The organism is Chryseobacterium sp. RU37D (genome assembly GCF_900156075.1).
GTDB lineage: Bacteria > Bacteroidota > Bacteroidia > Flavobacteriales > Weeksellaceae > Chryseobacterium.
Genome location: NZ_FTMM01000017.1, coordinates 53,411 through 74,156, shown reverse-complemented (window position 1 = coordinate 74,156; position 20,746 = coordinate 53,411). Strand labels below are relative to the sequence as shown.

The window sequence follows — 20,746 nt, the reverse complement described above, 5'->3', positions numbered from 1 at the left end:
TACTGATGAGTTCCAGATTATTAGTTTTTTAAATTGCAATCCAAAATTGCTAATTTTCTTGGAACTTTTTTGTCTAAATAAGTTTAAACAACTTCTATCTTAGGATCATGAAAAAAATTCCCGTATTACTTATTTTCCTTTGTTGTAATTTTTTGTTTTCGCAAAAGAAAGGAATGCTTGATGAAGTATATTTTCCTGTAAAATATGTATTAAAAAATTCTAAAGATACCATTAAAACGAAGGTTTTGAATACAGGCCTTTATTCTGACGAAGAATTTTCAGCTGCTACTTATATCCGTCAGATGACAATTCTGGATGCATCAGGAAAAAAGGCAAAAGTCCTTGAAAATGATATCAGCTACATGGAAATTACAGATTCAAAAAATCATAAAATCAGGTTTATCGATTCCAAATCTGTTCTTTCTAAGGATATCGGTCTGTTGCAGATCATGTTTAAAGGGAAAAAATCAGAATGGTACAGAAATAATTTTTATACAGGGCCAATTTACACCTATAAAACAGATCATAAAGATTACCTACTGCTTCATAAAGATAAAAGTATTACAGAAATATATTTCAAAGCACCCGGTGTAAGACCGCTGCTGAAAGAAAAGTTCGGAAGCTATCCTGATTTGGTTACCTTAATTGATTTGATGGCTGAAGATACGGATCTTCTGAAAATTCTTAAAAAATATGAATCAAAATAGATGTAAAAGATAACTTGATTTATTTTTAAATTTTATTAAAATAATTTTAAAATTTTCAAATTTAGAAAAATTAATCTATTTCTTTCATTCTGTTTGTGTAATTTTATTCTATGGATTTTGAAAAAGTGGGACTCGTGCTATCCGGCGGCGGAACAAAAGGTATTGCCCATGCAGGGGTCTTAAAATTCTTACATGAAAAGAATATTGATATAGACGTTTTGTCGTGCTGCAGTGCAGGTTCTATTGTAGGCTGCCTTTACGCAGTGGGCAAAACTCCGGAAGAAATACTGGAATTCTTTAATTCGGTTTATTTTTTTAACTGGAAGCATTTTGCTTTTAATCAGCCGGGATTGGTTTCCTCAGTGATTTTCAGAAACTACCTGAATCCTATTTTCGGAGAAATGAAATTAGGTGATTTGGATAAAGAAGTGAAAATTGTGGCTACTGAGCTGGTAGGCGGTACAGAAAAGATTTTTGATAAAGATTTTAAAATTGTAGATGCAATTATTGCTTCATGCTCCATTCCGGGGATTACCACACCCTATATTATCGGTGACGAGATGTACTGTGATGGAGGAGTTTTGAATAATTTTCCCGCGGATATCATTCGAGAAGATTGCGATAAGCTGATCGGAGTTTTTGTTTCTCCACCTCATGATATTAAAATTAATGATTTAAAATCCATTAAAGCTGTTGTCTCTCGTTCTTATGATTTACTTTCTTATCGGGTTGAAAAAATTAAGTTTGATTACTGCGATTGGTTTATAACTTCTCAGGAATTGTCGACTTTCGGAACTTTTGAAAGAAGAAAAGAGCGGTTGGAGCAAATTTTTAATATTGGCTATCATGCTGCCAAAAACAGCTTTGATGAAAGCGTTTTTTACCTGAAACAATTAGGAACATAATAAAAACTCCCGCTTATAAAACGAGAGCTTATTATTTTATTTATTAACGATTTCACCGTCTTCGGTAAGAACCGTATTTTTATTTTTGTCGCTTACCATCAGGGTATACATGTATTTTGCACCTCCGAATTCTTTTACAACAGTATAATCATATCCCTTGTTTTTGAAATTATAATAGTATCGGTCTCCCTGCGTTTCATATTCTACAGTGCCATTTTTTATTACAAGGCTTGGTTTTGCAGTGATCGGCGATTGGGCTCCCCAGGATTGATAAAGATAGGTTCCATTGGCCTGCTTATCAATTTTTATCTTGAATTTCTTGGTTTTTATTATAAAAGATTTCGGGGCTTTATCTTTTTGGAAGAGAATCGTTGAAGGCTCATTACCCGTTGGAATAATACAGGCTAATGCCATTGAAAACTGCGCAATTAAACAAGCGCTTAAAAGGTATTTCATCATTTCTTTTTAGAAACTAGTGGTCTCAATTTCTATGCCATTGAATAAAAAGCTTTAAGTAAAATAAGAAACATATTTATTTTTTGATAATATTTGCGTTTTTGATTTACGATTATTTTTCCGTTCAGATCATTTACTATCAGTTTATATGGAAACAATTAAATTGTCTCTACAATTGAGGAGAAAACGAATAGCAATTCTTGATTTAAAATCTTTTGGACTTTTGTGGTAAAACATAAAAAAATGCTCCCAATTCTAGAGCATGTATTATTTTAAGCCGTATAACTTGCGAAGGCTTCTTCCAAGCTTTCAAACTTCCCTTTGAATTCATCAATCAGACAATCCTGTAGAATATTTCCTTTATGAATAAGGATCACACGAGAACAAAGTGCTTCCACTTCCTGCATGATGTGCGTTGAAAGTAAAACCGATTTCTCATGACCGATTTCTTTGATTACATTCCTTATTTCAATAATCTGGTTAGGATCCAGACCATTTGTAGGCTCATCCAAAATCAATAAATCCGGCTGATGGATAATTGCCTGAGCAAGGCCGACTCTCTGTTTGTATCCTTTTGATAGCTGCCCGATTTTTTTTGCTTTTTCAGGAGTGATTCCTACCAGCTCAATAACCTCATCTACTCTTGAATCCTCTATTTTATGAATATTCGCAACAAACTGTAAGTATTCTTTTACATACATTTCCAGATACAGCGGATTATTTTCCGGAAGAAAACCTATTTTTTTCTTGCTGTCAATCCCGTGTTCCGTAATATTTTTTCCATTAAAAATGATCTCTCCTTCATCAATTTTTAGTGCACCGACAATAGATTTCATTAATGTTGATTTTCCTGCTCCATTAGGGCCAAGAAGCCCAATAATTTCGTTTTTTTTAATAGAAATATTAATGTGGTTCAAAGCGGTTTGTTCGCCAAATTTCTTGGTTAGATTATTTATTTGAAGAGACATAATTGTAATGATCTTTTTGCAAAAATAAAAATAAAAAACTCATTCGGGTGAATGAGTTAATTTAATATTTTCAAAAACCGATTATTTTCTTGATTTTTTATCCTTGCTAGATGAAGGAGATGCTGTTGAAGCCTGGTTGCTGGAAGGTTTTCCGCCATTGTTGTCCATGGTTCCGGGTTTATCATACAATGAAGATTTTCCGTTTAATTTGCCGAAAATCTTATCCACCTGTTTTTTATTCAAAAACTGTGATTTTCCAACATATTTTTTGTTTTTATTGATATATTGAATAAACTGTACAGTTGGCTGGCCGTAGTTTTTCTCATAATGCAGTTCGATAATATCGTTAGGAAGTTCCAGAACAATATTGCTTTCAGGAGTATTGATAAAACCGCTAGTGATCAGTTGGTATAAGTCAGAAACGTCTCCGCTCAGATTCTGAAAAGAAAAAGATCTAAATGTATTAAGATTTGCTGTATTAAGATCTTGGTAATTAACAGTGAATCTATCTTCTTTTTTATATAAGCCTACGGAATTATCTTTACCAATTTCCACTATACTTTCGTTTTTCAACACCTTGATTTGTGAGAAAACTGAAATACCGAACATACAAGTAAATAGTAGAATTATTTTTCTCATTTGACTGAATTTTAATGTTTTATAAAAAATAGAATAATGATAAACGCTAAGATTGCCTTACTCTATAGCAAAAGTAACACTTTTTTTTAAATTTTTCCCCTATAAAAATTTATTAACATATTCATCAAGTAGTAATATATAGCATAAAACTAAGGATTATGATCAAGATTGATGTGAAAAATTTGTTTTGTCAGGAAAAATGTAGAGTTGCTACCTTTGTTAGTAAACAATTCCTATACTCCTTAGCTTTAAGAGTGTGAAAAAGAATAGAAAAAATTACAGTTAAGAGTTTTTTAAGATCCAAGTGGTATCTTTAAGTGAGCTGTAAAGCCGGTAAAATGGATATTTCAGTAATGGAAAAAAACTTAACAGTTTATTACTAACGAATTAGTCGGTAAATAAAGTAAAATTGAATTAGATGTAAAAAATATTCGTGGACCTTGCGTTAAAACATAATTAAACCATTTTAAAAACAATAATCACCTTAATTTTAACCATTTAAAAACTAAAACTACAAATTAGCAAAATCCAAAAAAAATCCCGACTTTTGCCCTCTTCAAAAATTCCGAAAATTCATGAAACTTTGTATCGCCGAAAAACCAAGTGTTGCCAGAGATATCGCCAAAGTATTGGGGGCTAACGCTCCTAAACAAGGCTATATGGAAGGAAACGGCTATTGCGTGACATGGACCTTCGGGCATCTTTGCACCCTCAAGGAACCTCATGATTACGGTCCGCAGTACAAATCCTGGAATTTATTTTTACTGCCCATTATTCCCAGTAATTTTGGAATCAAATTAATTCCCAACAAAGGTGTTGAAAATCAGTTCAAAATCATTGAAAGATTAGTAGGAGAATGTGATGAGGTTATCAATTGCGGAGATGCCGGCCAGGAGGGAGAACTCATCCAGAGATGGGTGTTACAGAAGGCGAAATGCAACAAACCCATTCAGCGTCTGTGGATTTCTTCCCTTACCGAAGAGGCGATTAAAGAAGGTTTTGCCAATCTGAAGCCGGCGGAAGATTATAAAAACCTTTACCTTGCAGGAAATGCAAGAGCTATTGGCGACTGGCTGCTGGGAATTAATGCAACAAGATTATTCACCAAAAAATTCGGCGGGAATAAAGCCGTTCTTTCTATTGGAAGAGTGCAGACTCCCACCTTGGCGATGCTTGTACAGCGGCAGAAGGAGATTGACTCGTTCACTATTGAAGAATATTGGGAACTAAAAACCAAATACCGCGATGTTATTTTCAATGCTGCGATCGACCGTTTAAAGACATTGGAACGTGCAGAAAAAGGATTAGAATATTTAAAACAAAATCCTTTCGAAATCGTTTCATTTGAAATTAAAGAAGGAAAAGAAAAAAATCCGAGGCTTTTCGATCTGACGGGGCTTCAGGTGGAAGCCAATAAGAGATTCGGTTATTCTGCAGAAAATACATTAAATTATATTCAAAGTCTTTACGAGAAAAAGCACGTGACCTATCCTCGTGTGGACACTACGTATCTATCCGAAAGCCTTTACCCGAAAATCGAGGGGATTCTCAGGAAAATGTCTTTCTATCAGGAGCTGGCAGCTCCTTTGCTAGCAGCTCCTATTCCGAAATCTAAGGCTGTTTTTGATGATACAAAAGTGACCGATCACCATGCAATCATCCCCACGGAAATTCCGCCTTCTCAAAACCTGAGCAGGGAAGAAAAGCTGATCTATGACCTAATTGCAAAACGTTTCATTTCCGTTTTTTACCCGGAATGTAAAATTTCAAATACGCTGGTGGAAGCAAAAGTAGGGACGATTCCCTTCAAAACAAGCGGTAAGCAGATTCTGGAACCTGGATGGAGAGCCGTTTATGCTAAAGAGCTTAAAGAAGAATCCAACGATAAAGAAAAAGAGAAAGAAGAAGAACAGGCCATCCCGGAATTCACCGTTGGAGAAACAGGGCCACATGACCCCTTAATTCACCAAGGGAAAACCTCGCCTCCAAAACCTTATACCGAAGCCACACTTTTAAGAGCCATGGAAACCGCAGGAAAACAGGTGGAAGATGAAGAACTTCGCGAATTATTAAAAAATAACGGGATCGGCAGACCTTCAACCCGCGCTAATATTATCGAAACTCTCTTCAAAAGGAAGTACATCGAGAAAAAAAGAAAAAACCTGATCGCTACCCAAACCGGAATTCAGCTGATTGATACCATTGAAGATGAGCTGCTGAAAAGCCCCGAACTGACGGGCGAATGGGAATTAAAGCTCCGTAAGATCGAAAAAGGTGAATATGAGGCCAATCAGTTTAAGGAAGAATTGATCCAGATGGTGACGGAACTGACCAAAAAAGTAGTCGACGGAAAAGCAAAAGTTTTCACTTTACATGAAGAAAAAGAGGTTAAAGAAAAGAAAAAACGTGAACCGGCCGTCAAAAAAGAGCTGCAGTCGTGGGAAGAAATAAAATGCCCGAAATGTAAAGAACATCAGCTAATGAAAGGAAAAACCGCTGTCGGCTGCTCCGATTTTAAAAACTGCGGCTTTAAAGTTTCGTTTGAAATCTTTGGTAAAAAACTATCAGATAAACAATTGATGGATTTGGTCTTGAAAGGAAAAACTTCAAAGTTGAAAGGATTCAGTGCGCATCCTGAAAGTTTAACAGAAGGTGTTTTATCCTTTAATGATCAGTTTGGCGTAATTATCCCTTAAAGTTAAATACACATTATATTAAAAAGAAACGGCGTAAACCGTTTCTTTTTTATTATTCATGAGGCCCGTTGAAAAAGCTCAGCATATTTTCAAGAGCGTTTTCAGCATGCATCAGTTCTCCGTTGTCAAGAGATTGTTTTGCAATGTGAGCAGCTCTTTTTCGCATTCGGATTTCATAGTCAGAAATAGCTTCCTGTAAAGTTTTGTATTGATCTGAAGTCAGGCATTCACTTAATTCCAATGCATCCAGCATCGCCATATTAACGCCTTCCCCGGCAAACGGAGGCATTACATGAGCTGCATCCCCAATCATGGTTAAATTAGATTGAGCTTCCCAATGCTGATCAAAAGGAATACAATAAATAGGGCGCGGAATAAACGGTGTTTCTGCATTTTCAAACAATTCCAGCCAGATAGGGGCCCATTCCGGATAAGTGAATTTAAACCAGTCTGTTATTTGAGATTTGTCATTATAATCTAAACCACTGTTTGCCGCCCAGTTTTCATCAGTCTTCAAGCTTGCATAAAAACCTATGTCACCGTTTCCTTTTTGGCCCATCAAAAGATTTTTCTTGTTTCCGAAAGCCATGATTTTTCCACCATTCAGTAAGGCATTAATTGTTGGAGCATTTTCCCTTGCCTGCAGGATATTTCCTTCAAGCATCGTGATACCGGTATAGAAAGCTTTACTGTCGGTGATATAAGGATGGATTTTTGAGTTGGCTCCGTCGCATGCAATTACAATATCAGCATACGCTGCTGTGTTGTTTTTGAAACGTAAAGCCCAGCCTTCACCATGCTTTTCCATAGAAACAAAATGGCTGTCCCAAACTACCGTTTCCGGATGTAAAGATTCCAGTAGGATTCTTCTTAATGTACCACGGTCGATTTCCGGACGGAAATGCTGATGCCCGAAATTTTCCTCATATTTCGAGTCGTGATCGCTGAAAAATATTTCTGCTTTTTCATTAACGATAAGCTCTCTGTCGGCTCCCACAAGATAATTCTGTTTGAATTCTTCCAGTAGTTCTCCTTTCCGAAGTGCAGCTAACCCCGAATTGTCATGAAGGTCAAGGGAAGCTCCCTGGACACGCGCATTTTTATTTAAATCTCTTTCAAATACTTTTACATTGGCACCTTTTAGTTGTAGCAATCTCGCCAGCGTTAATCCTCCCGGACCACCGCCTACAATGGCGATTGATTTATTGTTAATAAGCATAATTTTAAATTTTATGCTGCAAAATTAGGAGGTATGATAGACCAGAAATTGTAAAAATCGGTCATTTTGATTTTTAAACAGCTCTTTGGGAGAAACTCCGGAAAGTTTTTTAATCTCTTTGATGAAATGAGACTGATCGGTAAAATTAAGCTGCGGAAAAAGATTTCCGTCCTTAATATGATGAAGTGAAGCATGGAAACGTAAAATTTTGCAGTAGTACTTTAAAGAAATTCCTAATTGCTTATTGAAATAACGGTTGATCTGACGTTCGCTCCAAAAAATTTGTTCAGACAGATCCTTAACCGTGATCTCCCCATGAGTAGAAAAAATAAGCTCAAATAATTTTCTTTTTCGCTCATCAATCTCTTCAGGCAATAAGGATTTAATTTTTTGAGAAGCTTTTTCACAAAATTTTTCAAAATTGTTTAGGTCATTCATAGTAAAACCCCAGAAATTGTCTGGCAATTCTTTTCCGTTGTTTACAAATTCGGCAATGGGCTGATGCAGAATATATTCCAGAGCAAGCGGATTGAAGCTGATCGCGAAAAAAACGGAAAATTCTGTTTCGGGCATCGGTTTGGGCTTGGTTTCCAGCCCCATTAAGACAATTTGAAACTTATTATTGGTCGTTTTACAGAAAAGAAGATCAATTTTTCCGTTGGGAATGATCACTCCGCCTTTGAATGTTGACAGATTTTGCAGTGAAGAATATCCATACACAAAGTCGGTAAGGGGTTTTTCAGGCTTGACAAAGCGGTATATTAAATTATTGCTCATGAGAGGTGTAACCAATTTCAATTGAACGAATTTACAGTTTTCTTATTTTCACACATGAATAATAGCTGAAAACTTTCACATTTTTTAGGGTTGTGCTACATTTGCTTTTAAATTAAAAAATAATGACACCCGAGAAAAAACAGCTCATCACCGACAGTTTCAACCGCTCCGAAACTTTAAAATTCTACAAAGCCGAATTACTGGAAGCCAATACCGATTTCATCTCCATGAAAATTCCCAAAATGGATATGATGACTAGAAAAGCCGGAATGTTCAACGGGGCAATGATCGCTTCTTTGGTTGATGTTTCTTCTGGCTATGCTGCGGTAAGCCATTATGAAGAAGATTGCTATGTGGTGACGGTGGAATTGAAAGTGAATTATTTAAGGCCTGCCATTGGAGATGCCTTAGTGTCAAAATCTTATGTGATTAAAGGAGGCGCAAAAATAAACGTAGTAAGAACAGAGATTTATACTGTTGATGAAAATAATGAGTCCGAAAGCCATGTTGCTACTTCATTGGTGACAATGATGAAAATCAAATAAAAAAAATCTGCTAAAACTGATAGCAGATTTTTAAACTCAAAACTTTAAAGCGTTCCAGCTCTCCAACTCAAAAAGAAAACGCCTGAACTGAAAACTGCAGATATGCATTATTTCCTACAGGGTTCCACATTCCCCATATTCCTACGGGAAGCTTATAACCTGCAATGGTGAAGTTTTTAGTTACAATTAAGCTTATTTCCGTAAACCCGTCTCTTTTGGCGAAAAAATTACTTTCTTCTCCGGCATGATTCAGGGCAAATCCGTATCCGACTCTTCCTCGAACTTCCAGATTTTGATCCTCCTTTTTATAAAGCGGATATTCTGCGGAAACGAAGGATGAATATTTGTTTTCTGTATTTTCTTTATTTCTGTCGCGCCCGAATACCACGGTGTTTGCACTCAAAGTCAAAGGAAGTTTATCACTAATGGTATAATAGGTTCTCAGATCCCAGAAACGGCCTGTTTCGCTGGCATTGTAATTGAAAAACTCTTTATTGTTGTAGGTTGCTCCGGGCGAGAAATTATAAATGTCCCAAAGTTCAACGGTTAGATGCTTATTTTTATATCCAACGTAATTGTTGAATTCTTTGTAAGAACCATCCACATTTCCTCCGGTCCAGAAACCTCCGTAGAAATTTTTTCCATCTAAATGAATATCACCTGTATAAATTAACCCTGATGAAACTTCAAGCCCTCTCCATAAATGACTGTTTCTAAGCTGCAAAGCAGAATGAATTTGCTGGGCAAAGGATAAGGAGCTTCCTGCGATAATTAAGAAAATTATCAGTAATCGATTTTTGATCATAAATGTTACGTTCTTTTTAAATTCAAATTTTGTGTTTATTCCACATCCGGTATCATTGCCGAATGGTAGATGGTAAAAACACACAAACTGGAAAATATAATTTAGTTATGTACGATGTCTTTTTCTCTTATTTTAGAACCGAAAAGTGCATAAGAAAGCATTAATAATTCACAAATAACAGTAAGAACCCAAGTCCATCTCCAAGATCCGAATGCATCTGCCAGACCTCCCTGAATCAAGGTGAAAACCGCTCCTCCGAAAACTGCAGAAATGAAAACTCCTGAAGCTTTTGAGGTATATTTATTTAAGCCTTTAATAGATAAAGAGTAAATACAGCTCCACATCGAAGAGTGTAACAATCCGATAGCCACCAAAAACCAAAGATTTTGAGTAATCATTGCAACAATGGCTAAAACGGTTGCTAAAATGGTTGTTGTTGCCAACTGTGTTTTCGCAGAAATATTACTAAAGAAACTGGAAATTGATCTTCCTACTAAAAAGCCTCCCCAATACAATGTTGAAAGCAAGGCATGAATTCCAAGATCCATTCCGCCGATGATGATGTCTGTTTTTCCGAAGAAAGTAATCGGATGACCGGATTCCATCAATTCAAAGGCGTGAAGATTGATATTGGCCCCGATCGCAACTTCCGTTCCTACATAAAAGAAAATCGCTAAAACGCCCAGTGCAAAATGCCTGAATGACCAGATGCTTCTTTCGAGCTTTTCACCGTCTGCAGCTCTTGTGTTTTCAATATCAGGAAGATGCAGTCTTTTTGTAATTAAAATAACCGTTAAAATACAGCCGATTAACACAGAAAGCGGAAGCAGTAGTTGTTTGATTTCAATTTTTTCAATGGAAATTCCGCTGAACATAATTACCGTTACGAAAAACGGGGCAGACGTAGTTCCGATAGAATTAATGGCCGTTAAGATATTCAAACGCTGAACAGGCTGTGTTCCTTTCAGCTGATAAGAAGCCGCGTAAGGATTTACAACCACCTGAATCACCGCCGCCGAAGTTCCCATTAAATAAGAGCCTACGACAAAAATGATAAATCCGAAAGGAATAGTTGCATCCGCCACGTTGAATTTTAGGTCAGGAAAGTTTGCACCAAACCAAGAAGATAAGAGATACATGAAGAGTCCCGAAATCATGAAGAAAAGGCCTCTAAGAATGGTGTTTTTGTATCCGAAAGCATTTACCCATTTGCTTCCCAGTGTTCCGTTTAATAAATATCCTAAAAAGAAAAAGAACGAAATAAGGGTCGTAAATGTATTTTTTAAACTTCCTGCATGAGACAGAAAAGTGAATTTCAGAGGAGCCTGAAGCTGCTCGTTTACCGTGGTTAAAAAACCAACAATAAAATAAATAAATGTAATAATAGCGAAAGGAAAAACGCTGTTATTCGTCCTTGAATCCAAGGCTTTAATGTCTGAGTTTACGATCATAAGTGTTTGTTTTTAAATAATTGTTTCTAAAGCTTTTCCTGCTCCCTGATTTTTGATTTCATCCGCAAACTTTAAATAAAGACGGGTGAATTTTTCATTAGACTGTAAATCAATGCTTTTAAAGGCAGACGATCCCAGGAATTGAAGAGGGCTTTCATTGGTAGTCAATTGTTTATCCTCCTCTGTAATCCACGGTTCTGCAACTTCGAAAGAATGCCCGTTGTCATCAACTTTATATTTCAAATAATGCCTGTAAGCCGCTGCCAAAAAGGCAAGTTTTGTTAAATCTTTATCATCATTTACCATTTTAATAAGATTCGGAATAATGTAAACCGGAAATTTTGAGATTCCGTCAAAGCACAATCTGCTCACCTGGTCGCTCACGCTGTGATTTGCAAATCTTTCAATCAAAGTCTGTTTGTAAAGATTTAAATCTGTGTTTTTTGGAGCCGGAACATAAGGGGTAATGTCAATTTCCATAAAATCACGGACAAATTTTACAATGCTTTTATCCATCATTGCCTCATCTACTTTTCTGTATCCTTTTAAAAACGAAGGGTAGGAAAGAAGGGTATGGGAAGCATTTAGCAGGCTCAATTTCATATTCTCAAAAGCCGTAACATCATCGGTAAATTCAACACCTACTTTTTCCCAATCTGGTCTTCCTGCAATGAAATTATCTTCAATTACCCATTGTGTGAAATCTTCACAATAAACAGGTGCTTTGTCATGAGTCCCGTTTTTTTCATTAAGCCTCAAAACATCTTCCGGAGTCGTTGCCGGAGTGATTCTGTCGACCATAGAATTAGGGAAGGTTACATTGGTTTTTACCCATTCAGCGAGGTCTTTATCCTGATTTTCAATGAAGGTGGTAAATGCACTTTTAGCCGTATTTCCGTTATGCTGAAGATTGTCGCACGAAAGGATGGTAACAGGCCCGTTTCCGGTTGTTTTTCTCTGGCGAAGGCCTTCCGCAATAAATCCAAAAACAGTGGTAGGATTTTCCGAATTATTTAAATCATGTTGAATTTTTTCATCATTTAAATTAAACTCATTGGTTTCTTTATCCAGGTTGTAACCTCCTTCTGTAATGGTTAAAGTAATAATCTTTATGTCTTTATCTGCAATTTTTTCGATAACCGCCTTTGGATTTTCGATGCCCCATATCAATTCTGTTAAAGATCCGATATTGAAAACCTCGTCTTTTCCGTCTCTTCCGCAGACAGTTAAGGTGTAATCAAGATTTTGTGATCTCAAACTGTTTACGATCTTTTCATCGGAAGAGAGAAGGCAGATGCCGCAGATTCCCCAGTTTTGCTGATCTTCATTTTCCAACAGTAGATTAGTATAGTATTGTTGATGCGCTCTGTGGAAATTTCCAACACCGATATGCACAATTCCGGAAGTGATGTTTTTCTTGTTAAACGAATATTGAGCGATAGTCATATAGAATAGTTTTTAATTAATTGTTAATTATTTCCTAAACTTATATTAATAATTACAATGCTTATTAAATTTTGTTGATAAATTGTTAATGGGAACGTTCCCAAAACTTTGGGAACGTTCCCATTTGATCATTTTTTTATTATTTTTGATAAAAAAACACACAAGATGAAGCGTGTAACCATTAAAGATCTGTCGAAATTTTTGTCATTATCTACGTCTACCATCTCAAGGGCGCTGGTAAATGATAAAAATATCAATGAAGAGACGAAGCAAAAAGTGTTGGATGCCGCTAAAAAATTAGGCTATAAACCCAACCCGACTGCACTCAATCTGAAGTACGGGCAAACCAAAAATATTGGCTTTGTCGTACCGGAAATGATTACCCCTTTTTCCTCGAAAGTTTTGCAGGGGATTCAGAATATTTTGTATCCGCTGGGCTATCGGGTGATTATCATGCAAAGCGAAGAAAACCCTTTGATAGAAAGGAAAAATCTGGAACATCTGGAAGAGTTTAATGTAGACGGAATCATCATTAATCTTTGTCATGAAACCTATAATGAAGATGTCTATAGAAGCATTATCGATAAAAATATACCGCTTGTTTTTTTCGACCGGATTCCCGCAAAATCATTGGATGTTTCGAAAGTTATTGTAGATGATCATATTAAAGCGTCTCTTGTTGTAGAACATCTGATTAAAACCGGAAGAAAAAAAATTGCTCACATTATGGGGCCTTCCACGATACGGAATGTAATCGAAAGAGCAGGTGGATACAAAAGAATTATGGAAAAATATTCTTTATATAACCCAGATTTGGTTGTACAGACAGAAGGAATGATGTTTGAAGATGGGAAAAATGCTATCAAAAAATTATTAGATAAAAAAGTGGAATTCGACAGTGTTTTTGCTTTTTCTGATACACTGGCCATAGGTGCCATGAATTTTCTTTTGGATAAGGGGTTTAAAATTCCTGGCGATGTTTCCGTTGCAAGCTTTTCCGGAACTGAGCTTTCTACCATTGTTCATACGCAATTGACGAGTGTGGAACAGCCTTTGGTGAAAATGGGCGAGAAGGCTGCAGAGCTGATTTTAGAAAGAATAAAAGATATTTCTACTCCCGCACAAACCATTGTAATGGATACTGATTTGGTTTACAGGGCTTCCACTATTGCCTGAAATATAAAGGAAAGTTTTTATTTATTAAAAAAACAAATCATATATCAATGGAATAGCTTTTGCACAAGAATAGCTGTAAACTTAAAAAAATAAGAACTATGAACTTAATTATCCGGCTGCTCATCACAGCAATTGTTGCTTATCTTTTAACAATGATTTTACCCGGCGTGCACTTTACAGGCTTCGGCGGAGCGATCATTTTTGCCATTGTTTTGGGAATCTTAAACTTGATAGTTAAACCTATTCTCAGTATTTTAGGGCTTCCCCTAACGATTATCACACTAGGGTTATTTGCGTTGGTTATTAATGCTCTGATTATTCTAATAGCAGATTATTTTATTGAGAGTATGATGGTTAATGGGTTCTTATGGGCACTTATTTTCAGTATCCTGCTTTCTATTATTACTTCTCTCGCAAATTCTATGTTTTCGGATGGAGGTTAATTAAAAATAAAATGTAAATAATTAAAGAGTAAGCTTCAGTTTGCTCTTTTTTATTTTAAAATTAATTAACTTTGGTAATCTTTGAATTAAATAAAGACTTTTAGATAATCTTTCATTTGAAAGTCGTTAAAAATGAAAATCAATATATGAAACTTAAGTACAGTCTGCTGGCTTTAGCAGCTCCGCTTTTAATGAATGCACAACAGTTAATGACACCTGAAATCCTTTGGACTTTGAATAAAGTTGGTGTACAGGCCGTTTCACCTGATCAATCTTCACTTATTTATAAAGTAGGACAGGTAGATCTTAAAACAGAAAAAACTAAAAATGAGAACTACTTCTTAAACGTTCTCAATAACCAGTCCACCAAAATAGATTTGGGTAAAAAAGCCCTTATCCAATGGGATAAAAATGGGATTTATTCGCAAGAAGGCGACAAAATTTTCCTTTCCAAAGACAGTGGAAAAACCTGGTCAGAATTTTATACAATCGGTGAGGCAGACAATATCGTAATTTCTCCTGACGGTAAAAAAATCGCTTTCAGTAAACAGGTTTTGGTGGAAAAAGTAATGGGTAAAGACAAATATTCCGATACACCAAAAACTACAGCGCAAGTTTATACAGATCTTAATCACAGGCATTGGGATTACTTTAATGAAGGGAAATACAATCATGTTTTCATAGTAAATGTTTCGGATAAAGCAGAAAATGCAAAAGACCTTTTGGAAGGAAAAATGTGGGATTCTCCTCAAAGACCTTTCGGTGGTGCGGAAGATTTTATCTGGAGTCCCGATTCGGCACAGCTTTTATATATTACAAAACCTAAAAGCGGTGCAGCATATGCGACAAGCACCAATACAGATATTTTCGCTTACGATCTGGCTTCAGGAACGACAAAGAATTTAACAGAAGCCAATAAAGGCTATGATGTAAACCCAAAATTCAGCCCGGACGGAAAATCATTGATATGGCAGAGTATGGCAAGAGATGGTTATGAAGCAGACAAAAATGATGTAAAAATCATGGACTGGAAGTCCGGAAAGACCACCAGCCTCACAGCAGGCTGGGATGAAAGCGTATCCGGAGATGTTTTCTGGAGCGGAGATTCTAAAACAATATATTTCACGGCAGCTTTCAGGGGCACGAAGCAATTGTTTTCGTTAGATCCTAAAAATGCTAAAGTTCAGCAGATTACAAGAGGAGATTTTGATGTAAATGAAATTTTTGCCGATAATAAAAATTCACTTTTAGTCGGAAGAACCGATATCAACCACACAACAGATCTTTTCTCCGTAAACATCAAAAATGGAGAAATGAAGCAGGTTACAGAAGCTAATAAAGAAACCTATGCAAAATTAGCCCAAGGAAAATCTGAGCTGAAAATGGTAAAAACTTCAGACGGAAAAGAGATGGGAGTATGGTTCCATTACCCACCCAATTTCGATCCGAACAAGAAATATCCTACGTTGGTATACTGTCAGGGTGGTCCGCAATCTGCACTAACGCAATTTTTCAGTACAAGATGGAATTTTGCCTTAATGGCAGCAAACGGATACATCGTAGTGGCACCAAACCGCCGAGGAATGCCGGGCTGGGGTACGAAATGGAATGAAGAAATCTCAAGAGACTGGGGCGGACAGCCAATGAGAGACTATCTTGCAGCAACGGATTATGCGAAAACATTACCTTATGTAGATGGCGACAGGATAGCGGCTGTAGGGGCAAGCTATGGTGGGTACAGCGTATTTATGCTTGCCGGAATTCACGAAAACAGGTTCAAAACCTTCATTGCCCACGACGGATTATTTGATATGAAATCATGGTATCTGACAACAGAAGAGCTTTGGTTTGCCAACTGGGACCTGGGCTCACCGTGGGAAAAACCACAGCCAAAGGCGTATACGGAATTCAACCCAAGTAATTTTGTAGATAAATGGAACAAACCTATCATGATTGTTCAGGGCGGAATCGACTTCCGTGTTCCTTACGAACAGGGGCAGGAGGCTTTCCAGGCAGCTAAATTGAAAGGCTTGAAAACAAAATTAGTATATTTCCCGAATGAAAACCACTGGGTGCTGCATCCTCAAAACGGACTGGTGTGGCAGAGAGAGTTTTTTGACTGGCTGAAGGAAACACTCTAAAATTCCCCTCTTCTGGAGGGGTGGCGAAATTTCGAAGGAATTTTTTAAGGGATGGTCAAATAGTTGTATTTTTAACGAATATATCAGTAGAAACGGGCTTTAGCCCGTTTTTTGTTTTTGTAATTGAAAAGCACTTTACAAAATATATATATATTTGATCTATGCAAAACAGAATTTTTTCTTTTCCGCCGATTATAGATGATAGGTCTAAAATCTTAATTTTAGGCTCAATTCCAGGCGTGAAGTCTTTAGAAAAACAACAGTATTATGCTCATCCGCAAAATAAATTCTGGAATATTATTTTTGAATTACTAAATGAAAATTTTATTGACGATTATGCCGGAAGGATTAAAATTTTAAACAAACATCATGTCGCACTTTGGGATGTTATCGATTCCTGTGAGAGGAAAGGAAGCTTGGATTCTGAGATTAAAAATGAAGAAGCTAATCAGATCGGAGAGCTTTTAGAAAAACATCCGAAGATAAAAGCTGTTTTTTGCAATGGCGGAAAATCATATAAAAATGCACAGAAAATTTTAGGGAAAAACTTTCCGCTTCCCATCCATCTGCTGCCATCTACCAGCCCTCTTCATACCATTACTTTTGAACGCAAGCTTGAGGAATGGAAAGTTATATTGAATTATTTAAATGCTTAAGGGCAGATTCTTAAGTATTCCATCAAACCTTTTAAAAGCTGAATTTGATTTTTAGTACGATCCAGGTTATGTTCGGGATATTGTACGGAATAGTAGATGCTTCCATTCAGATAATCGGATAAAAACCGTATCATCTGGATATAAATGGCGGCCTGCCCTGCATAATCAAGATTTTCAGATTCTTCGGGAGTCAGTTTTTCTTTCAAATGAAATAGAAATCCATCTTTTACAGCCTCATATATTTCTGCATCAAAATTATTTTTGGCCTTACCGTCGTCTTCGTTGGTTTTGTTGGTATACGATTGTATCATGGTTCCAAAGTCGTACAAAATGGTAGACAGCATCACTGTATCAAGATCAATGACAGCAATAGGAATTTTGTTTTCACTAAAAAGGATATTACTGATTTTGGCATCGGCGTGTATGATTCTTGGAGGGAGCATTCCTGTATTTACCATTGTAATCCATTTTTCTGGTAAGGACAACAATTGATCAGCATAATCAATCTCATTTTCAGCATTTTTTATTAAAATAGGATCTGCGTTTTTTAATGAATTTTTATAATCCGAAATTCTCTTTTCAAAATTAAGAAAATCGGGAAGGGTAATTTCGAGTTTGGGTAATTCTCCTTCGTTAATGGTATTTAAAAAATAGCTGAACGTTTTAGCTGCCCTGAAAGCTGTCTCCTTATCCGGAACTTTCAGGAATGTAATGCTGGATTGTATATAGCTGAGCATTCTCCAAAAACAGCCGTTCTCATCTTTTACCACAAAATCATTGTGAAGCGATGCGATGGGTTCTACGACTTGAAGCTTGTAATCGGATTTATGTAATAATAGGTTGATTTCTAAATGGTTATTGACTATAGATCCTGGGTTTTTAAAGACTTGTGTATTTATTTTTTGAAGGATAAATTTTTCATCCTTATCGTTATTCTCCAGAATATAGGTAGAATTGATGAGCCCGTTGGCAACCGAAAACGTATGGTAATTTGTAGCATTGATAAATTGATTTACAATATTGTTTAATTCCATAAATTTTTAGGGTATTTTTTGTTTTCAATTTCTTTTTCAAGAAAGTTTTTCAAAATAATTTTGTCTTCAGGATAGGTCATCCCTTTCCATATTGATGATGAGGTTTTTACAAGAATATCAATTTCGTGTTGATTAATCATTTTCTGTAAAGCATCAGGAATGTAGAATTCGCTTGTTGGAGATGGGTTTGCCTTTATAAAATCCTGAAAATAAACCGCAAGAAAATCAAAAATTTTAGGATGAAACAATAAAAAATTCATTGATACCAAAGTGCCTGAGCTGATCTCAAAATCACGGCCGTTTTCGGTATAAATTACAGTTTCATTTTCTTTTCTGATGGAGGTCTGCTCGGTAACATCCATTAAAAAATTTTTAGAATCCAGGACACAGATTCCCCGGGCTACATGACCGTTATCACTTAACGTACTTTTTACAGGATAGGCAATAAGCTCAAATCGTTTTTTTGAAATATTCCCTGATGAAATTTCATCCGAGGCCAGCTGATAGTTTTCTTTCCCGTAAAAATCATCTGCATTAATCATCAAAAAAGGCTCATGAATGATATCTTTTGCACAAAGTACTGCGTGGCCTGTTCCCCAGGGCTTATGACGTTCAGCATAATCAAAATTTTCAGGAACATATTTTTCAATATCCTGATATACCCAGTACAGCTCAAAGTTTTTATCTTTTGAAATCTTATTGAGCCGGTCAATATAACTTTCCGGGACAAATCTGTTTATAACAATGATAATTTTATTAAATCCTGCTTCCAGGGCATCATACAGAGAATATTCCAAAAGAGGAGAGCCGTTATCCAGTATCCCGTCAACCTGTTTCAGGCCTTTGTAGCGGCTTCCCAGCCCGCCGGCCAAAATAAGAAGTGTTTTTTTATAATTCATCAGTCATGGCAAATACAGGTTTACGGTTTTTCCATTGTCCTTTTGTAAAATCCGGAATATCGATAATCTGTCCTCCTTTGACGATAGATTCCTCACTGAGTGGAGTAATAGAGTACCATGTTGCCAGATCATAGACATCCATCGGAAACTCTATATTTCTTTTAATACATTCTATAAAAGTATTCATGACAAAAAAATCCATACCTCCGTGCCCAGCGCCTATTGCCATGCTTTCATATTTCTTCCACATGGGATGGTCATATTCTTTCAGCCATTTTTCTGTATTATCCCATTTGTGGGTATGGTTCATTATTTTTTCGAAATAAATATTTCCCTGATTAAATTCTCCCCATCCGAAATCCTGCCAAAGCCCTTCTGTTCCCTGAACCCTGAACCCCAGATCATAAGGACGCTGCAGGCTTGTATCATGGGTTAGAAGTATGGTTTCACCGTTTTCGCATGCGATCTGAGTGGTAACAATGTCTCCCTGGTTAAATTTTACCTTAGCATTGGGGTGGTTTTCCCCGCCTTTGGCATGTTCCACAATGTATTTATGCAGCCCTACGGATTTTGAAGAGAAAGAAGATAATCTTGTCAGCCGGTTTCCTCTGTTGATATTCATTGTCATGGCAATTGGTCCTAAACCATGAGTAGGATAGAGCTCGCCGTTTCTTTTTACGTAATGTTCGGTTCTCCATTTTGCTTCACTAAAACCTTTTTCCCCAAACTCCACACCGGAATTGTATGGGGTAACACCATCATTAAATAAAACTCCGCGAAGATCATGCTGATAGCCGCCTCTTCCATGCACAAGCTCTCCAAATAGTCCTTTCCGTACCATATTGAGCACAGCCATTATATCTCTTCTATAGCATACATTCTCCATCATGAAGATGGGGATTTTTGTTTCTTCGTAAGCTTTTACAAATTCCCAGCAGTCCTGCAGCTTTATGGCTCCGGCCACTTCCATTCCTACGATTTTTTTTGCTTTCATTGCTTCTACTCCTTGTGTAAGGTGCCATTCCCACGGTGTCGCAATGACTACTGCGTCAATATTTTTCAGCTGTAAAAGATTTCGGTAATCATATTCACCATTAGAAAATTCTTTAGCGGCAGCCTTATTATTGGCAGCTAAAATTTTCTGCGAAGCGGCAAGCATAATTTTGTTGGGGTCTGCAAATGCAATGATCTCGACATCGTCTCGTTTGGCAAGTAGTTTTACATGTTCCTGTCCGCGAAGCCCGACTCCGATAAATCCGACGCGAACTTTTTTATCGGTTTTTATCTGAGCCAGATTGGCAAATAATGAATTAGGTAAAATAAGCGCTCCAAAACTCGCTAGAGTAGCGGTCTTAATAAAATTTCTGCGATTGGTGTTCATTTGTGTGTAATTTATTGACTTAAAAGTAATAAATATTTTGATAGATTTGTAAAAATAATGGTGTATTTTAACTGATTTTCTATTTTTTTTGTTTTTTGTTTTAAATTTTATTAAAAATAAAAAGAAAAAATATTTATATCTAATAATTTATGAATGGTTGGTGGATATTTTTTAAAGGATACGAATTTTAAATTTTTTGCATTTTATTAAAAATTTCATCTTATTGTATTAAAACATTCAGAAGAGATTATCCGAAATTAAGGTTTATTAAATTAGACCCGTTTACATTTTGAATCTTAATTAGAGGATACCTGCTTCTGCTTGCGATGATAAAAAATACAGAAAAAGAGGAAGGATTGGTTTTAATTTTTTTAAACGAGTTAAACAAAACGCGTTTCACTT

General features: G+C 36.3%; 19 protein-coding genes. 8 read left to right on the top strand and 11 right to left on the bottom strand.

Annotation, left to right across the window (positions count from 1 at the left end):
* Positions 1-173: 173 nt before the first annotated feature.
* Together BW926_RS09700 and BW926_RS09695 are read left to right on the top strand one after the other, a co-directional pair.
* On the top strand, positions 174-707 hold the full coding sequence (locus BW926_RS09700; RefSeq protein WP_143756532.1) for a hypothetical protein: 534 nt from the start codon (positions 174-176) through the stop codon (positions 705-707).
* 110 nt (positions 708-817) lie between these two features.
* On the top strand, positions 818-1,612 hold the full coding sequence (locus tag BW926_RS09695) for a patatin-like phospholipase family protein (protein WP_076446614.1): 795 nt from the start codon (positions 818-820) through the stop codon (positions 1,610-1,612).
* Positions 1,613-1,648: 36 nt separating this feature from the next.
* Here the strand turns inward: BW926_RS09695 and BW926_RS09690 are convergent, their stop codons facing one another.
* The 3 genes from BW926_RS09690 to BW926_RS09680 all read right to left on the bottom strand — a co-directional run bounded on the left by BW926_RS09690 (position 1,649) and on the right by BW926_RS09680 (position 3,675).
* Positions 1,649-2,071 (bottom strand): hypothetical protein, encoded by a 423-nt coding sequence (locus BW926_RS09690; protein ID WP_143756531.1) that lies wholly within the window; start codon positions 2,069-2,071, stop codon positions 1,649-1,651.
* A 269-nt stretch (positions 2,072-2,340) separates the two neighbouring features.
* A complete protein-coding gene (locus tag BW926_RS09685; RefSeq protein ID WP_076446610.1) occupies positions 2,341-3,036 on the bottom strand; it encodes an ABC transporter ATP-binding protein in 696 nt (231 codons plus the stop codon).
* An 81-nt stretch (positions 3,037-3,117) separates the two neighbouring features.
* Positions 3,118-3,675: a hypothetical protein gene (locus BW926_RS09680; RefSeq protein ID WP_076446608.1), complete on the bottom strand. Its 558-nt coding sequence runs from the start codon at positions 3,673-3,675 to the stop codon at positions 3,118-3,120.
* Between the two features lie 575 nt (positions 3,676-4,250).
* On the opposite strand from BW926_RS09680, the gene BW926_RS09675 reads away from it, so the two are divergent.
* Positions 4,251-6,371, top strand: coding sequence for a type IA DNA topoisomerase (locus BW926_RS09675; protein ID WP_076446606.1), 2,121 nt, complete (start codon positions 4,251-4,253; stop codon positions 6,369-6,371).
* A 52-nt stretch (positions 6,372-6,423) separates the two neighbouring features.
* Here BW926_RS09675 and BW926_RS09670 read toward each other — a convergent pair whose 3' ends face one another.
* Complete coding sequence (locus tag BW926_RS09670) at positions 6,424-7,590, bottom strand: FAD-dependent oxidoreductase (RefSeq protein ID WP_076446605.1); 1,167 nt, start codon at positions 7,588-7,590, stop codon at positions 6,424-6,426.
* Between the two features lie 24 nt (positions 7,591-7,614).
* Positions 7,615-8,367: a helix-turn-helix domain-containing protein gene (locus BW926_RS09665; protein ID WP_076446603.1), complete on the bottom strand. Its 753-nt coding sequence runs from the start codon at positions 8,365-8,367 to the stop codon at positions 7,615-7,617.
* A gap of 122 nt (positions 8,368-8,489) precedes the next feature.
* Here BW926_RS09665 and BW926_RS09660 point away from each other — a divergent pair, with 122 nt between their 5' ends.
* Positions 8,490-8,912 carry a PaaI family thioesterase gene (locus tag BW926_RS09660; RefSeq protein WP_076446601.1) on the top strand — a complete coding sequence of 141 codons (423 nt, stop codon included), beginning with the start codon at positions 8,490-8,492 and terminating at the stop codon, positions 8,910-8,912.
* A 67-nt stretch (positions 8,913-8,979) separates the two neighbouring features.
* Here BW926_RS09660 and BW926_RS09655 read toward each other — a convergent pair whose 3' ends face one another.
* The 3 genes from BW926_RS09655 to BW926_RS09645 all read right to left on the bottom strand — a co-directional run bounded on the left by BW926_RS09655 (position 8,980) and on the right by BW926_RS09645 (position 12,614).
* Positions 8,980-9,717, bottom strand: coding sequence for a hypothetical protein (locus BW926_RS09655; protein ID WP_076446599.1), 738 nt, complete (start codon positions 9,715-9,717; stop codon positions 8,980-8,982).
* A gap of 101 nt (positions 9,718-9,818) precedes the next feature.
* Positions 9,819-11,168 (bottom strand): MFS transporter, encoded by a 1,350-nt coding sequence (locus BW926_RS09650; protein ID WP_228403427.1) that lies wholly within the window; start codon positions 11,166-11,168, stop codon positions 9,819-9,821.
* Between the two features lie 12 nt (positions 11,169-11,180).
* A complete protein-coding gene (locus BW926_RS09645) occupies positions 11,181-12,614 on the bottom strand; it encodes a mannitol dehydrogenase family protein (RefSeq protein ID WP_076446597.1) in 1,434 nt (477 codons plus the stop codon).
* A 165-nt stretch (positions 12,615-12,779) separates the two neighbouring features.
* Here BW926_RS09645 and BW926_RS09640 point away from each other — a divergent pair, with 165 nt between their 5' ends.
* The 4 genes from BW926_RS09640 to BW926_RS09625 all read left to right on the top strand — a co-directional run bounded on the left by BW926_RS09640 (position 12,780) and on the right by BW926_RS09625 (position 17,030).
* On the top strand, positions 12,780-13,790 hold the full coding sequence (locus tag BW926_RS09640; protein WP_076446620.1) for a LacI family DNA-binding transcriptional regulator: 1,011 nt from the start codon (positions 12,780-12,782) through the stop codon (positions 13,788-13,790).
* 98 nt (positions 13,791-13,888) lie between these two features.
* Complete coding sequence (locus BW926_RS09635; protein WP_076446595.1) at positions 13,889-14,233, top strand: phage holin family protein; 345 nt, start codon at positions 13,889-13,891, stop codon at positions 14,231-14,233.
* Between the two features lie 146 nt (positions 14,234-14,379).
* Positions 14,380-16,374 carry a S9 family peptidase gene (locus BW926_RS09630; protein ID WP_076446593.1) on the top strand — a complete coding sequence of 665 codons (1,995 nt, stop codon included), beginning with the start codon at positions 14,380-14,382 and terminating at the stop codon, positions 16,372-16,374.
* Positions 16,375-16,535: 161 nt separating this feature from the next.
* Positions 16,536-17,030, top strand: a complete 495-nt coding sequence (locus BW926_RS09625; RefSeq protein WP_076446591.1) for a DNA-deoxyinosine glycosylase — start codon at positions 16,536-16,538, stop codon at positions 17,028-17,030.
* Here BW926_RS09625 and BW926_RS09620 read toward each other — a convergent pair.
* From BW926_RS09620 to BW926_RS09610, 3 genes are read right to left on the bottom strand one after another with little or no spacing between them, the layout of a single operon-like run.
* Positions 17,027-18,064: a phosphotransferase enzyme family protein gene (locus BW926_RS09620; RefSeq protein WP_076446589.1), complete on the bottom strand. Its 1,038-nt coding sequence runs from the start codon at positions 18,062-18,064 to the stop codon at positions 17,027-17,029. The genes BW926_RS09625 and BW926_RS09620 overlap by 4 nt on opposite strands.
* Complete coding sequence (locus BW926_RS09615) at positions 18,055-18,963, bottom strand: nucleotidyltransferase family protein (protein WP_076446587.1); 909 nt, start codon at positions 18,961-18,963, stop codon at positions 18,055-18,057. The genes BW926_RS09620 and BW926_RS09615 overlap by 10 nt, the downstream gene beginning before the upstream one ends.
* Entirely contained in the window at positions 18,953-20,344 is a 1,392-nt protein-coding gene (locus BW926_RS09610; RefSeq protein WP_076446586.1) for a Gfo/Idh/MocA family protein, read from the bottom strand. Before BW926_RS09610 ends, BW926_RS09615 begins: the two co-directional genes overlap by 11 nt.
* Between the last annotated feature and the right edge of the window lie 402 nt (positions 20,345-20,746).